Annotated in this window: 14 protein-coding genes; 2 read left to right on the forward strand and 12 right to left on the reverse strand. The window is 46.2% G+C overall.

Annotated features, from left to right (window positions below; translation table 11 throughout):
* Positions 1-13 precede the first annotated feature (13 nt).
* The 3 genes from fliD to ACLSU7_RS09360 form a co-directional block, all read right to left on the reverse strand.
* Positions 14-1384 carry a flagellar filament capping protein FliD gene (gene fliD / locus ACLSU7_RS09350; protein ID WP_413295286.1) on the reverse strand — a complete coding sequence of 457 codons (1371 nt, stop codon included), beginning with the start codon at positions 1382-1384 and terminating at the stop codon, positions 14-16.
* 209 nt (positions 1385-1593) lie between these two features.
* Entirely contained in the window at positions 1594-1968 is a 375-nt protein-coding gene (locus ACLSU7_RS09355; protein ID WP_413295288.1) for a hypothetical protein, read from the reverse strand.
* Between the two features lie 163 nt (positions 1969-2131).
* Positions 2132-2965, reverse strand: coding sequence for a flagellin (locus ACLSU7_RS09360; RefSeq protein WP_142698898.1), 834 nt, complete (start codon positions 2963-2965; stop codon positions 2132-2134).
* Between the two features lie 913 nt (positions 2966-3878).
* Here ACLSU7_RS09360 and ACLSU7_RS09365 point away from each other — a divergent pair.
* Positions 3879-4442: a transposase gene (locus ACLSU7_RS09365; RefSeq protein ID WP_413295291.1), complete on the forward strand. Its 564-nt coding sequence runs from the start codon at positions 3879-3881 to the stop codon at positions 4440-4442.
* 74 nt (positions 4443-4516) lie between these two features.
* Here ACLSU7_RS09365 and ACLSU7_RS09370 read toward each other — a convergent pair whose 3' ends face one another.
* From ACLSU7_RS09370 to ACLSU7_RS09380, 3 genes are all read right to left on the reverse strand, one after another.
* The gene (locus tag ACLSU7_RS09370) at positions 4517-5083 is read right to left on the reverse strand and encodes a hypothetical protein (protein WP_413295293.1); all 567 of its coding nucleotides are present in this window, start codon (positions 5081-5083) and stop codon (positions 4517-4519) included.
* 374 nt (positions 5084-5457) lie between these two features.
* Positions 5458-6285, reverse strand: a complete 828-nt coding sequence (locus ACLSU7_RS09375; protein WP_413295295.1) for a flagellin — start codon at positions 6283-6285, stop codon at positions 5458-5460.
* A gap of 472 nt (positions 6286-6757) precedes the next feature.
* Complete coding sequence (locus ACLSU7_RS09380) at positions 6758-7525, reverse strand: 3D domain-containing protein (RefSeq protein ID WP_413295394.1); 768 nt, start codon at positions 7523-7525, stop codon at positions 6758-6760.
* A 278-nt stretch (positions 7526-7803) separates the two neighbouring features.
* Between ACLSU7_RS09380 and ACLSU7_RS09385 the strand changes: the two genes are divergently transcribed.
* Positions 7804-10467: an ATP-binding protein gene (locus ACLSU7_RS09385; RefSeq protein ID WP_413295297.1), complete on the forward strand. Its 2664-nt coding sequence runs from the start codon at positions 7804-7806 to the stop codon at positions 10465-10467.
* Positions 10468-10476: 9 nt separating this feature from the next.
* Here ACLSU7_RS09385 and ACLSU7_RS09390 read toward each other — a convergent pair whose 3' ends face one another.
* Genes ACLSU7_RS09390 through ACLSU7_RS09415 form a run of 6 tightly spaced genes read right to left on the reverse strand, consistent with a single transcriptional unit; the run spans position 10477 to position 14952 of the window.
* Positions 10477-11118, reverse strand: coding sequence for an ATP-binding cassette domain-containing protein (locus ACLSU7_RS09390; protein ID WP_413295299.1), 642 nt, complete (start codon positions 11116-11118; stop codon positions 10477-10479).
* Positions 11090-12550: an ABC transporter permease subunit gene (locus ACLSU7_RS09395; protein ID WP_413295301.1), complete on the reverse strand. Its 1461-nt coding sequence runs from the start codon at positions 12548-12550 to the stop codon at positions 11090-11092. The genes ACLSU7_RS09390 and ACLSU7_RS09395 overlap by 29 nt, the downstream gene beginning before the upstream one ends.
* Entirely contained in the window at positions 12547-13587 is a 1041-nt protein-coding gene (locus ACLSU7_RS09400; protein WP_413295303.1) for a thiamine ABC transporter substrate-binding protein, read from the reverse strand. Before ACLSU7_RS09400 ends, ACLSU7_RS09395 begins: the two co-directional genes overlap by 4 nt.
* Positions 13588-13591: 4 nt before the next feature.
* Positions 13592-14074 (reverse strand): DoxX family membrane protein, encoded by a 483-nt coding sequence (locus ACLSU7_RS09405; RefSeq protein WP_413295305.1) that lies wholly within the window; start codon positions 14072-14074, stop codon positions 13592-13594.
* Between the two features lie 13 nt (positions 14075-14087).
* Positions 14088-14738 (reverse strand): endonuclease III, encoded by a 651-nt coding sequence (nth, locus tag ACLSU7_RS09410; protein ID WP_413295396.1) that lies wholly within the window; start codon positions 14736-14738, stop codon positions 14088-14090.
* Entirely contained in the window at positions 14716-14952 is a 237-nt protein-coding gene (locus ACLSU7_RS09415) for a ferredoxin (protein ID WP_142698886.1), read from the reverse strand. The genes nth and ACLSU7_RS09415 overlap by 23 nt, the downstream gene beginning before the upstream one ends.
* Positions 14953-14980 lie beyond the last annotated feature (28 nt).

The raw sequence follows: 14980 nt of genomic DNA on the forward strand, positions 1-14980 counted from the left end.
TTAATAAACTAAACTATCCACCCTGGCGGGCCATCGCTGCGAACTTCGCCTGCTGGGCCTGCATCTCCGACATCTTGGTTTCCAGGTTGGCGAACTTCTGACGAAGTCCATCTTCCTTTTTCTCCAGCTGTCTTTCTTTGGTATCGATACGCTGATCAATTTGTTTGATCTGCGACTCAAGACCTCTTTTACGGTTGGCCAAGCCACCGTATTCCCCGTTCGTTAAACTTTGAACGGTCTGCTTAATCACATTGGCGAAACCTGTCTTAAAACCATCACCACGGAAAAATGCGGCAACTCCCACAGGATTTGAATTCAATACTTTATTGAATTTATCCTGACTCAATTCCAGCATACCGTTTCGGTTAAACGTGATGCCCATCTCGTTGATCTGGCGAATAGGTGATTCCACTCCTCGCACCGGATTCAAGATCGCACTACGCAAAGAACTTTCAATCGTTCTTAAAAGTCCATCACCGCCCAACGGTCCAAGTTTGGGATTTCCACCCTTTTCCCCGCCTTGAAGCTGATGCTGCTTTTGGATAAATCCTAAAGCTGCATTGTAGGCATCAACGAAGTTCTTCACCTTACCGCTGATGGCTTCCAAATTCTCTTTCACACTCATATGGATCGTCTTACCTGGAGCAGCCGACTTCAGATCCAGAACCACGCCTGGAATCAAATCTTTTGCTTTGTTATCCGGTAACTCGATCTCAAAACCGTCAACTTTCACCTTCGCATTCTTGGAAGGACGAGACTGATCAAAGTACATGTCCTGATCGCCATCCAAGAGATAGATTTTTGGAAAGGTCACCTGATTGTCATCACCAGTTGCCATTCCAGAAATCAAAAGTTTGAACGGGTTCTCTTTATCTTTACGATCTTCAAGAACCTGTGCCTTTAAACCAACGTCAGCATTGTTAATCTGACCCGCCACACCTTCCAGAGTTGAATTCTTCCCTGTGATGTAAACTTCTTTCGTACCTTCGGGTGTTTCAAACTTGATATAGCCCGTTCCAATTTGCGTTTCGTTTTTGTCAGGAAAACCGTTGGAGATAGCGGCTGGCTTTTCTGCAAGCTGCGTAACTTCCAATGAATATTCCCCCGGCACTGCGGAATTGGCATCAAGCTGACCATCCACGACAGACGTGTCACTTGAAGCAAATTTCTTATCCACAAATCCGCGCACATTCGTCAGATCGGAAAGGTTTTTGTTAATATCCAAAACCTTACTCTCGAGATCTTTGACAAGCTTTAGCTTCTCATCCTTCTCGGTTTTCTTAGTTTCCATCTGCTTCACAGGAATACGCTCAGCTTCCATCAGCTGTTCGACGATATTTGGTGGTAGCCCAGAGGCCATGCCTGTAATTCGTATTCCTGCCATGAAACAATCGTCTCAAATTCATACAATGAACGTGAGTCAATTAAATGTCCGTCGAAAGGCCTAGTGGGAGAGGATTTCAGGCTCTGTTGCAATATAAGCGGGATAAATTTTGACATCCCCCTCTGGAGCTAGACCAGAAGCTGGGAATCAAATGCTATTCGGATTTAAAATTATGAAGAGATCGCAAAGTCGATGGCTTTGCTGTCCAGTTATGCGGATCGTTTCAAGAGTTGGCCACGAGGAGAATCATCACTCGGTAAGGTCCACAATTCTGCTTCGGGAATACGACGAATCAAAGTACCAAGGTTGTCTCTGACCATAACGAAATTCTGCCCGCCAATATCTTCAAGTTCCACCGTCCATCGGTGTTCCTTGAATGCAGGAAGTTTACGCAGATGTTCCATTGAAGCTTCAAGTTGCTCCTCTGACATCGGCGGTTTCTGTTCTTGTTGTTGCTGTTGATAGGATTCTTGCCCGTTGGCGTCTCGATCGTGGGCACTGTCGGATTGAATCGCCCGGCCTGTTCGGTCTATCGACTTCACATCGCTCGGCTGAATGTTGGGAATCAATCCTTTGATATTCATGAGGTTCTTATCGGCATTTTTTGACTAAACTTAAACAGCTGGACTTTAGGCTCTTCCCAAGTCCCCTCTCTAAGTACCCCAGGGAAAGTTATTAAAAGTTTTCCCTGGGTAGGTTGGTACCGGGAGAGCACGGAGGCGCTCTCCCAGGTCAAACTTTCAATAATTAGCCAATAAGTTTCAAAGCTGCGCCTGGCATTTGGTTAGCCTGAGCAAGAACGCTAGTGTTAGCTTGTAACAACACTTGGTTTTTTGCTTGGTCAGCAGTCGCTGAAGCGATATCTGTATCACGGATACGAGAGTTCGCTGCAGAGATGTTCTCATGTTGCACACCCAAGTTGTCGACAGTCGATGTCAGACGATTTTGAAGGGCACCAAGATTTGCGCGGAAACCATTCACTTTAGTTTGAGCGCTGTCGATTTTCTCAAGAGCTTCTTGAGCACCAGCTTTAGAGCTGAAATCGAAACCGTCAATACCTAGTGAAGCTGTCGTTGCGTCTGTCTCACCTGCATTGAAGGAGATACGGTCCGCAAAGTCATCATTACCGATACCTACTTGGAAGTCATACTTGTCGCCAGAACCATCAAGTAGTTTAGTAGTACCAAATTTAGTAGATTGAGTGATACGTTGAGACTCAGCTTTCAATTGTTGAACCTCTTTATCAAGGAAGCCACGCTCTGTATCACCGATAGTATCAGAAGAAGCCTGGATACCCAACTCACGCATACGAGTTAAGATATTTGATACTTCAGACAAACCACCCTCAGCAGTTTGCACCATTGAGATACCATCATTCGCATTTCGTTGTGCTTGGCTGTAAGATCTGATTTGCGACTTCATACCTTCAGAGATTGCCAAGCCGGCAGCATCGTCTGCAGCTTTGTTGATGCGCGATCCAGAAGACAATTGCTCCATGGATTTACCGATAACACGTTGAGAACCTTGTAGAGTTCTTTGTGCATTTACCGCTGCGATATTAGTTGAAATTCTCATTCCCATTTGGGACCCCCATAAATTTTGGCTGCCTTATACCTACTTAGGCTGGCCGGTTTAACACGTCGGGACTCTACGTTGGTCTCGGTACCCTGCAATCGAGTTTTCGTCAGGCAGTCACACCCTTCGAAGCTCTCAAGTACTTTCGACTTCGGTATCGTCGTTGCTTCTGACATACCTTTCGGCGAGGTCTGTGAAGGCTTTAGTCGCGTCCTGCAAAACTAGACCATCATCTAGCTTCAACTAGACCTTTGGCTTGAAATCTGGGCCTTTTGCTTGGTTTTTTCCATACCAAGGTCCAGGAAAAACCCCGACGCCACAAACGTCTGACAGACCTTGGATGCGGGAAGTGATCCCAAGACATATAGATATACTCGCTTGAAGTACTTCAGCTGGAGCGTTTCCGCAGTGAAGTAACTTCAAGACGTAAGATCTGCAGAATGAAAAGACATTTTTTTGCAAATGAAGAGGGAAACGTTTCTCGAATGGAATTGATGTAAGTTTGTGAAGAAGGGAAACGTATGTACGAGAAGAGCATAGTGTGCCCGTGTAAGAGTTAGCGCGAATGAATCGGAGTATCGCACGTACGTGGACTGATTCGAGTGTGATTAATCGAACGAGTGACTGACCGGCTAACTAACTAACTAACTAACTAACTAACTAACTAACTAACTAACTGACTGACTGACTGACTGACTGACTGATTGGTTGATTGATTGATGAGCGAGGGTATCGGTCACTCCAGAAAATTACGGACTGAATAAACGGTGACAGGTTAAACCATAAGGCAACATCAAAAAATTAAATGTTCGCAGACTTCCGTCCCTCGGACCCACTCAAGGATTTAAAGATAAGACAGCACATCTGAATCTCCCCCAACAATTGCATCTTACCCACATCATCCTCGGGGGTATCGGTCATGATAAAACAACAATCTTTTCTTTCACTAAAAGTTCCTTGGCAACATCGCTTCTGTCACGGAGGCACATTAAGAAAGTCATCGAAAGGAAGAGGGTCACGTCCTCTCTCCACCAAAGACCCAATTCATCTGGTATTAAAGATCAATAAATCATCAGTTCGCGGCGGCCTACGCAATCGCTATGCATTCAAACTGATGACTGCCCTCATTAGCAGATACTCCCTAAAATTCTTTATCAAGATCGAACAGGTCTCCATTCAAAACGACCACGTCCATCTATTAATCCGCGGAACCCGTCGTTCCAAACTCCAAAGCTTTCTTCGAGTAGTGCCCGGGCAGTTCGCCCAAAACATGACCGATACCCCCGAAAGCAGGAACGAAGGCAAAAAAGAGAAGATCTGGAAGTACCGTCCCTTCACCAGAATAATGAAAGGCTTCAAACCCTACCAAATCGTACGCGACTACATCCAACTAAACGAACTCGAAGCCAATGGCCGTCCTTACTCAAAAACCCGCCTAAGAGGACTCAGTGAAGAACAACTAATAGAACTCTGGACACTCTGAAAAAAGCATCGATGACCGATACCCCTCTCGTTGGGAGTAAAAAAAAGAAATAAGAGTCCTACTGACTAAATAAGTTACGGAACCACCAACCAACAAACCAACAAACCAACAAACCAACAAACCACCAACCACCAACCACCAACCAACCAACCAACAAACCAACAAACCAACAAACCAACAAACCAACAAACCAACAAACCAACAAACCAACAAACCAACAAACCAACAAACCAACAAACCAACAAACCAACAAACCAACAAACCAACAAACCAACAAACCAACAAACCAACAAACCAACAAACCAACAAACCAACAAACCAACAAACCAACAAACCAACAAACCAACAAACCAACAAACCAACAAACCAACAAACCAACAAACCAACAAACCAACAAACCAACAAACCAACAAACCAACTGACCGACTGACCGACTGACCGACTGACTGACTGACCGACCGACTGACCGACCGACTGACCGACTGACTGACTGACGGACTGACGGACGGACTGACGGACTGAATGACCGACTGACGAACCACCACATGCACAGCAAGAGGATGATTGAACGATTGAAGGATTGAAAGATTGAAAGATTGAGGAAATGAACTATTGAAAGAATGAGAGTGAAGCGAAAGCATCAAAATAAGCAACCAACAATAAGAAAGCGAGCGACGAAGGCGTAAGCCAGAAGATGTTGGGAAGCTAGAGAAGGCGAATCAAAAGTGTTCGAGTGCAAGGCGGAGGGTTCTCGCTGCCACGTAGGCGTACTCCAGTTACGCCGGAGAGCAAGCACGTCGCCGACAACGCAGCAATCGGGCCTTTTTCATTCGCCCGTCGTGCTTGGCAATGACCAACCCACCAACAAAAAATCCCCGAGGACCAGTCGATCCTCGGGGTGGGCTGAAATGAAGTAGTTTTTGTGGGCGACTACTCCAGAGGGAGATTTATCCCGGAGTCCCCCTCGCAACTTGAAGGAACTTTTTAATTTATATAAACGAGGTACTACTTTCTATTAGCCGACTAGTTTCATCGCTACGTTTGGTAGCTGGTTGGCTTGCGACAATACTGACACTGCAGTGTTTTGCAGGATATTGGCAGAAGCCATTTCGGCTGTTTCTTTCGCGATGTCGGTATCACGGATACGAGAGTTCGCGGCAGAAAGATTTTCGAATGAAATATCTAAGTTACTTACCGTGGACTGCAAGCGGGATTGGGTCGCACCAAATCCGGCACGCATTTCACTGACTTTGACGAGGGCTTTGTCGATGTCTTCCAATGAAGCTCGAGCTCCGCCTTTGTCTTCCATGTCGATACCATCGATTCCCAAATTACTTGCGGAAGCGTCGGCATCGAAGGTTACTTTAATCATATTATCTTCACCGGCATTGGCACCGACTTGGAATTCCAGCTCACCGCCAGATCCGTCGAGAAGTTTTCGATTACCAAACGTTGTCGTTTTGGCAATACGGTCGGCCTCTTGGAGAAGTTGTTGGGTCTCTTTATTTAGGAATCCACGCTCTGTCTCACCAATAGTGTCAGACGCAGCTTGAACACCCAACTCACGCAGACGGATCAAGATATTGGAGATCTCGTTGAGACCACCCTCACCGACTTGCGCAAAGGAAATCGCGTTGTTGGCGTTGTTTCTCGCCGCCGAGATACCTTTTAATTGTCCTTTGAAGTTTTCTGAGATCGCCAGACCAGCGGCGTCGTCAGCAGCATTTACGATACGGGAACCTGAAGCAAGAGCTTGAGCAGAGTGCTCAGTTCTTTTTTGTTGCGTGGACAATACACGCTGAGCAGCGATAGACGCTGTATTTGTCGCAATTCTTAAGCCCATTACATTCCTCCTCGGGATATGTTTGGATCATAAGACGCTGTTTTTTGAGGATTAAAGATTGCACTGTGGTCGCACCACTTACCTGCAGAACACCTTTGAACCCGACAACGTACTATGATCGATTGTTTGTTTCGTTCAAAAAACTTTAAATTTTTAAATACAAATATTTTGGTTGGAGCAGGTCTCCCGCAGCATGGGTGACTGACCATGTTTGCAGGAGACTTTGTCCGGGAGATCTTTTTTGAGGAGAGGTCCGCGGAAGCCCTAACGTGTTACGAATAACTTATCGACGAAGGTCTAGGAAACTTTAGACCTAGGTCCAGGAATTTTTTGGGGACCACGCAAAGTGCCTGATTTTATTGGATATTGGTTAAGAATATTTTTTCGACAAAGGTCCAGGAACACCTAGACTAAGGTTGGTAAATAACTAAAAAACTCAAATGCTTATGTTACGCAAAACCTGAAAAGCGGGTTACTCCGCTTCCTCTCCAGGAGCCTGCGTACGGGATAGAGTTGAAATAGTCTCGAGAGCGCGAATGACAACAACGTTTTTTAAACCTGGATATCCCCGGCGTTCCCGAGTGGCTTGAGCCTCTTCCGGAGTGGCCATGCGATAATCAAAGCGCGCATACGGATCACCAAAACCTAAACGAGCGATGATGTTGTCTTTGTCCGCATGGTTGTAAAAGCCCGTAAAGAAATCGAATCTTCCCTGCCCAAGAATTCGCGCGCCACGGTCACGAATGACCACATATCCATCATGGGTGCTGCCATCGGGCATCGGCGCGCCGACCAGACGAGGGACAAAAACCACGTCTCCGACTTTGTAAATCGAAAGATCCGCGGCGATAGTGTAGTACGGGTCTAGACAACTGGAATTAACTCCGTAACCGAACGGGCATTTGCGCAGGTCCACTTCCACAAAGCGCGGGATGTCTTTGACCCGCGAATGATAATTATACGATCTGACACTGCCTGCTTTATCAACAAAGCAGGAGCCCTCAATCAGGCAACGGTCAAAATCTTGGGAACAGATTGTCGTTAAAACTTTTCCATCAGGGGTTAGCATATCCTTCAGCTGCTCTTGAGTGCATTTAGCAGCATCGAAATGCACAGTGGGTTTAAAGTAAATCGTCGGTGACAACAATTCCCCGTCGCCTTCCATGACCTTCGTTTGGGCACAAGCTGAGAAGTGAAGCATAAACACCATAGTGCTTAGTAATTTGCATGCGGTTTTCATTTTCACGGTGCCTCCTCGCCCTATGATTATTTAGTAATAACCATACTTGCCCAAAATTTCACTTCCGTAGACAAAAGACAAATTACAACCAAGAACGTTTTGTCTGCCGTGGCAAAAGTGGTACGCGTCATCCCCGTTACAAAAATCTAAGAACCATAGAAAAACGACCTGTTTTCAGAGAGACAAATAACTACTCGTTGATTGATATGCATTCACTCTGTACTACTGGTACTAAGGTGACTTTACGTTTAAGAATTTTCCTTTTTAATCTCGTCTCGGTGTTTTTGGCCACCTTTGTCGTTGCTTTGATCGGTTTGAAAATCGTGGAGTCAACCATCGTTGACAGCACCTACGAACGCTTGACCCAAATTCGTATCGCAAAAACCACAGCCATTGAAAATTATTTCCGCGACCTGCAGATGGCAATCAACCTGATCTCTTCCCACGAGTTGACTGACAACCTTTTGCAATCTTCCAACGCGGAATCTTTTCCCGAATTCCGCCGCTTGTTAGATAACTACGTTCTAGATTTCAATATCTACGACATGGCCTTGATCGATCCCGAAGGTCGAGTGCTGTACACCACTCGTAAAGACTTTGATGACGGAATTTCCGTTTTTGACGAAACCCCAGGCACGGCCAAACTGAAAGACCTTTTCAATTGGGCCCAAAAAGCACAAGAGGGATCCACTCTTTTCCTAGATTTCGAAAAAGACCCCGTCAGCGTTAAATTCACGACGGGATACGTTGCGTCCCCGATCATCCGCGCTGGCAAATTCCTGGGAGCCGTCGTCATCAAGATTTCGATTTCTGAAATCGATCGCATCACCAGCGACAATTTTGCCTGGGCCACTCATGGTATGGGTCAAACCGGTGAAACTCTGATTTACGGCGAGGACTGGAGTTTGCGCAACACGGGTCGCTTCCGCACGGAAGACATCGAAGGCGCCCAACCTGCCACAAATACTCCAGCGAGCAACCGTGGTGACGAAGACATCAAAAAAATTGAAAACCTTAGTGAAGTTCGCGAGCTTGGAACAGATTACCGCAATCAGAAGGTGATCCGTTCTATCGGTAAGATTTATCTTCCCAACGGCGAGCTTTGGTACATTCAAACTAAAATCGACGAAAGCGAAGCTTTTGCAGTTTTGGATCGTATCGCAATCGCCTCCAGTGCGGCGGCGGTCTTGATCTTTATCCTGTTCTTCTTTGCGACTTTCGCAGCGACCGGAAAAGTGGTGGAGCCGATTCAGCTCTTGACGGATCGTCTGGAAAAACTCGGCACCAGCAATCTGACTCAAAAAATCAATTATCAATCCCGCGATGAAATCGGGATGCTGGTCACTAAGTACAATCAGCTTGCGGACCGCTTGGAAACCACAACGGTATCAAAGGAATTCCTGGATAGCGTTATTCAATCCATCAAAGCATTCCTGTTTATCGTAAAAGTCATCCATCATGATGACTGGCGCCAGTCTTCTTACATGATTTCCCAAGCGAATGAATACGCATTGAAGCTTTTGGGACTGTCCCCGAATCAAGTTTCTCAGGTGGATTTAAAAAACCTGATTCACGCGCAACCTGAATTCAAAAACTACACATGGCTTTTGCAAACTCGTCACAGTATCCAGGCGGAAATCACCAACGTTGATGGTCACCGCATTCCGATCCTGATGAACTGGGCCGCCTTACCAAACAGAACGTCGAAGGATTTAACTTTCGTATTCGTAGGAACAGACATCACCGATCGTATCCAAAGCGAGCAAGCCCTGATCCAAGCCCGAGAGCAAGCGGTCAAGGCCTCCCAAGCGAAGTCGGAATTCCTGGCGCGTATGTCCCATGAAATCCGTACTCCGCTGAATGCGATTATTGGTATTACGGATATTCTGTCTGAATCCGATCTGAAACCGGAACAGTCACAACTGGTGCAAGTGTGTGCGAATGCGGGTGAGAATCTGCTTTCCTTGATCAATGATATTCTGGATATCTCTAAGATCGAAGCCCGCGAAGTTCGTATTGAAAAAATCGCTTTTGATCTGATTGCGACGACAAAGAATATTTGTGACATCCTAAAACAAAAAGCGGCGGAGAAAAATCTCGACTTCCATCTGACCGTGAATCTGGATGGCGAGCGCTCGCATATTATCGGGGATCCGACTCGCTTACGTCAGATCCTGTTTAACCTCATTGGTAATGCGATCAAGTTTACTCAATCGGGTGAAATTGCCGTGACGGCCGCTTTCGAAGACGAAACGAAAAAGAACGTTCTTTTCCAAATTCGCGACACCGGCACAGGCATCCCGACCGACAAACAGCATCTGCTCTTCCAAAACTTCGTTCAAGCGGACAGCTCGATCACGCGTAAATTCGGTGGCAGTGGTCTGGGACTCACGATTTCAAAAAACTTGGTCGAGTTGATGGGTGGTAAGATCTGGTTTGAAAGCCGCGAAAATCAGGGAAGTACGTTCTCCTTTACAGTTCCCTACATTCCGACAGACTCTGTGGTGGAAGCACCTCGTCCGTTTGAAGAAGCAAAAGGCATTCCGCAAATCGCTCAAAACATCAGTCGCAATGGGCGCATCTTGATCGTCGATGATACGGAAGACAACCGCTTCCTGTTATTGACGTATTTAAAGAAATTCCCGTTTGATATCGTTCAGGCAGAAAACGGTGCCGTTGCCGTGGAAAAAGCCACTCACGGAAACTTTGATATCATCCTGATGGATATTCAAATGCCCGTAATGGACGGATATGTAGCAACACGGAAAATTCGCGAATGGGAAAAAACCCATAATCACAAAGCAGTACCAATTATCGCAGTCAGCGCGAATGCTATGGCTGAAGACATTCAAAAATCATTGGATGCGGGCTGTACGGAGCATTTAACCAAGCCCGTTAAGAAAACAGCGCTGCTCGAAATGGTTCAGCGCTATACAATCTAATCAGTATAATCAGCTTTCAGAAATAATAGATCCGTTACGGATATAGAAAACCTTGTTCGCCAGAACTTCGATGTCCCGGGGATCATGGGTGACCAGTAAGGTCGGAATTTTTTCCGCTTCAATTACTGCTTTCACCAGGCGTCGGCTGTCTTCCCGAAGCTCCTGATCCAGGGCCGAGAAGGGCTCGTCCAAAAGTAGCAAGCGTGGCTCCCCCATTAAAGCTCTGGCAATAGCAACGCGTTGTTTTTCTCCACCTGAAATAATCGAGGCCGAGCGATCTAGGAATGATTCCATTTTCAAACTTTGTGTTAGATCTTTCAGACGGGTTCGGACTCGCTCTTCGGGAATACCCCGGGCACGGGCCGCGAATAAAATATTTTCCCGCGCCGTCATATGAGGAAATAGATCCAGAGTTTGAAATACGACGCCCAATTTACGATCTGGTGTTTTTAACTTTGCCAGATCCTGATCGCCAAAGGTCCACTTCATGCCAGGGCAATCTTCCAACCCCAAAAGCATTCTGAATACCGAAGTCTTACCCGAACCAGAAGGACCGGAAAGGACTGTTACGCCCTGATCCAGAATCTCCCAACGGGGAATATCAATTTTAAAGTCGCCATAATCACGGCGTAAATTTTCGACGAAGGACACGACTCCCCCCCACACATAGAGCAAAACAAATTATGCCTGCAAGAATAATCAAAAGACTTAAGACCGTTGCTTGATTCAGGCGATAGCTCGACATCAAAGTTTCCGTCATCATCGCTATGCTTAAATCTCGATGCGCAAGAATGCGCGAAACTGCAAAATCTCCGCAGGCCCACACGGCGCCAATACCAGCGAGCACTCCGGCCTTGGCAGAAATTTGCGGAAACATGATCTCTTTAAAAATTTGCATTGGGGAGGCCCCCATTGCATAGGCCACATTTATTTGAGAATCCAAGGAGCGCAGTTCACTATCCCACCCCATGCGAAACAAGCCGTTTAAGCTTAGTAACACCAGGGCGACAGGAATTTTAATAAAAGGAAAGATCCCTTCGTTGGGACTTAAAATCAGAAGGCAGAAACAAGCCAGCGAGGTACTCGGTGCTACATATCCGTTTAAGAATTTATCGAACCAGGATTTGGGCCAGCAGAAGGCGATTAACATCAGACCGGCGTAACACAAAGCTCCCACTGTCATGCCAATCAAGATGCTTCCAACAAAACTCCATGCCAACGCTGATTGGTATTCGTACAATGTCGACACCATGCCAAAACCTGCAATCAGACCCTGAACATATCCGGTCAGATACATCAAAGAAACTGCCACGATAATCGCAATACCTGAACGCGTGCGAAGCATACTTAAATTCGCATAACGAGTGGCGGTGCTGCCTTTGCCCCGAGCGACGATAAGAGATAACGCAAAGACAAAAACAGACTGCAATGCCGCTAAAAAAACCGCACCACCCCAATCACTGGAAAGACGGATTTTTTCATAGATCAAAACTTCAATTGTCGTGCCCTTGCCCCCACCCACAATCAATGGAACTGAAAAGCTACCGAAACAAACGACGAAAATAAAAAGCCCCAAAAGCCACAGGTCTTTTTTTAGCATCGGCAGCAGGCCTTTAGAAATAAACTGCCAGCGGCCGGCGCCTTCAACGTATGAAAGCTCCGCCACTCCGCCGACTTTACTTTCAACAATGCTGGTAAAAAGAACAGCGACCAGGCCAAAATTCATCACCGTGTGAACCAGAGCGATTCCCAGAACTCCCATTGGAAAGGGATCCACAATATTTAAAATGGAAAGCAGAATGAATAACGGTGGGAGAAAATTGGGAACCAGACATGCCACTTCTAAAGCCAGGCGCAGGCGACTTTTCCCAGCTGGAAAATTCAGAATCCCAAATGATGCCCAGATGCCCAAGATCATCGAACACACCGATGACAGCAAAGCTTGAATGAAAGTATTCTTAAAAGCCCACCAAAGTTCGGCCATATCCGGCAGTTCCTGAGGTCTGAACTGCGTCAGCAGAAACAGAAACGGAAACAGCAAAAATACCACCAAAGTTAGGCGAAGAATTTTACGCAAACTCAATTGAGATTGCCCCGGCGTACTTCCGTCCAACGTTTTAGCAGACGATCCACTTCAGCAGTCGGCATGATTTCAAAACCCGGTACGGATTTATATTCTGGAATTGTTGCGAATGGAGTTCCATCACGAACGCCTTTCATCACGGGCATCATATAGTTCTTTTCCATGATGATCTTTTGGCCGGCCGGAGAAAGCATCAAGTTCACAAATTTTTCCGCCAGCTCGCAGTGACGACAGAATTCAGGAATGCCCATGAATTCAAACTGCACTGGCAGGGGCTCGGTAAAGACGATCGCTTGATAGTCTTTCTTTTTTTCTTCAATTTCATGATACAAAGGCGACGTCACATAAGAGTAAGCAAGCTTCGTCTGCTTATTGGTAAAAAGCCCATAGGCCGCTGACCAAGTTGGAGAAAAGCTGTGAACTTGCGGCATCAGCTTTTGCAAAAATTGAAATGCCTCTTCCTCACCTTTTGATTTTACCAGCCAGTACAAGAACTGCATTCCTGGTGAACTGGTGCGGGGATCTTCCAAAGAAATTTTCTTGGTCAATTCAGGATCCAAAAGATCATCGATTTTAACCGGAGTTTTCTTAAGCTCCCCGGTGCGCATCACAAAAGTCAAAGCACCCCAGTCATAAGGAACAAAAAACTTATTCGCTAAAGCTGGTTTCACCACGTCATAGACGTTCAGATCACCCAGATTCATTTTTCGCCATTGTTGTTCTGCGGTCGCTTTAGAGATATCAAACTGATCAAGGCCGATCACCAGATCAGCTCCCAAGCTTTCGCCTTCAATTTTCAAACGCTGAAGTAAAATGCCAGAGTCACTGCCCTCGATAAACTCCAGTTTGCAATTGCAGGTTTTTTCAAACTCTGACTTTAACAAAGGCCCCGGGCCGAATTTCCCGGTGAATGAAGAATAACCAAAAACACGTAAAGTCGGCATGGTCCCTGCGGAAGGGTTTGTGTCGGTGCGATTCAAAAGTGCCAAGAACAAACCTAAAAACACGACTGCGATAAAAACGATAAAATTTTTCATGACATTACCACCAGATACCGCGGCGGCGTTTGAAGAAATAATAATCAAGGCCCAGACAACGACCTGCCCCCACCCACGCCAAGATCAGGTGAATCGCCAGGAATGTTTTGTAAAAGTCTTCGTGTCCCGGTCCCGAGATGAAAAGCATCGTCACACACAAAAGCATTGCGATGATAGCAATGGGACGAACGACATAGCCGATGATATAGGAAATCGCGATCGCAAATTCCAGGCCTACGATGATGAAAGCCACCGTCTGCCAGTTTGGAATCATCTGCGCACTCGCAAAAATTTTAAACCAATTCGGCGCATGACTGGTTGGCAACCACTCAGCAATTTGATCGGCAATGCGTGGACGAGTTAAGAAATCGCCGCGATATTTTTGCAAAGCTTGTTCTAAATAGTAATAGCCCAGGAATATTCTTAGGAAAGAAATGGGCAAAAGATGTCCTACGTATTTAACGCTCTCAAAGAATGAAACAAACATGAGATCATTGTGCCTAGACTCCCCGCTTGGGGCAAGTCGTCTCAAGGAAGCAGTGAGCGCAATCTGGTTTTCTCGCCTTACAGATAGCTCGACCATGTGAAATCAATAAATGCGATAACAAAATCCAATCGTCTTCTGGCACCACTTTGCACAAAATCTTTTCGATCTGAACGGGATTATCAGTTTTCACCCACCCCAGGCGATTCGACAACCGCGTGACATGTGTATCCACCACGATGCCACTGGGAATATCAAAAGCATTGCCCAAAACAACATTCGCCGTTTTGCGACCCACTCCTGCAAGCCCGACCAAAGCCTCAAGGTCCTGTGGAATTTCACCTTCGTATTTTTCCACCAAGTCAGTTGCGGCGGATTTCAAATTCTTGGCTTTGTTTTTAAAAAAACCCGTGGAGCGCACCAAGCTTTCCAGACTCCCCAAAGGAGCTTTCGACATCGCTTGTGGCGTGGGATATTTCGCAAATAACGCTGGGGTCACCATGTTCACGCGCTCATCCGTACATTGTGCAGATAAAACCGTGGCGACTAATAATTCAAAAGGATTGCGATGGTTTAGAGCGCAGTGAGCGTCGGGATAATAGCGCTTTAAAAGGGAAATAGTCTGCTCGAGAGGAGCTTTCTTTTTACTCGTCACCGTCGTTGCCAATTGCTTCAACTGGGCAGCCTTCGATGGCTTCTTTTACCAATTCAGCTTCTTCAGGGCTTTCGGGTTGCTTGGAAACGAAGGCGTGACCGTCTTCTTCGTGCATGGAGAAGTTCTTTGGAGCCGTCAAAACGCAGGCATCGCAGGCAATACAAGATTGATCCACGAATACTTTACCCGGTTTATTTTCCGACCATTTTGAACCCTTATCAGCCATGAGCTTCTCCTAATACGCCCTTAAATAT

It is taken from the genome of Bdellovibrio sp. HCB185ZH, from assembly GCF_047302455.1.
Taxonomy (GTDB): Bacteria; Bdellovibrionota; Bdellovibrionia; order Bdellovibrionales; family Bdellovibrionaceae; genus Bdellovibrio.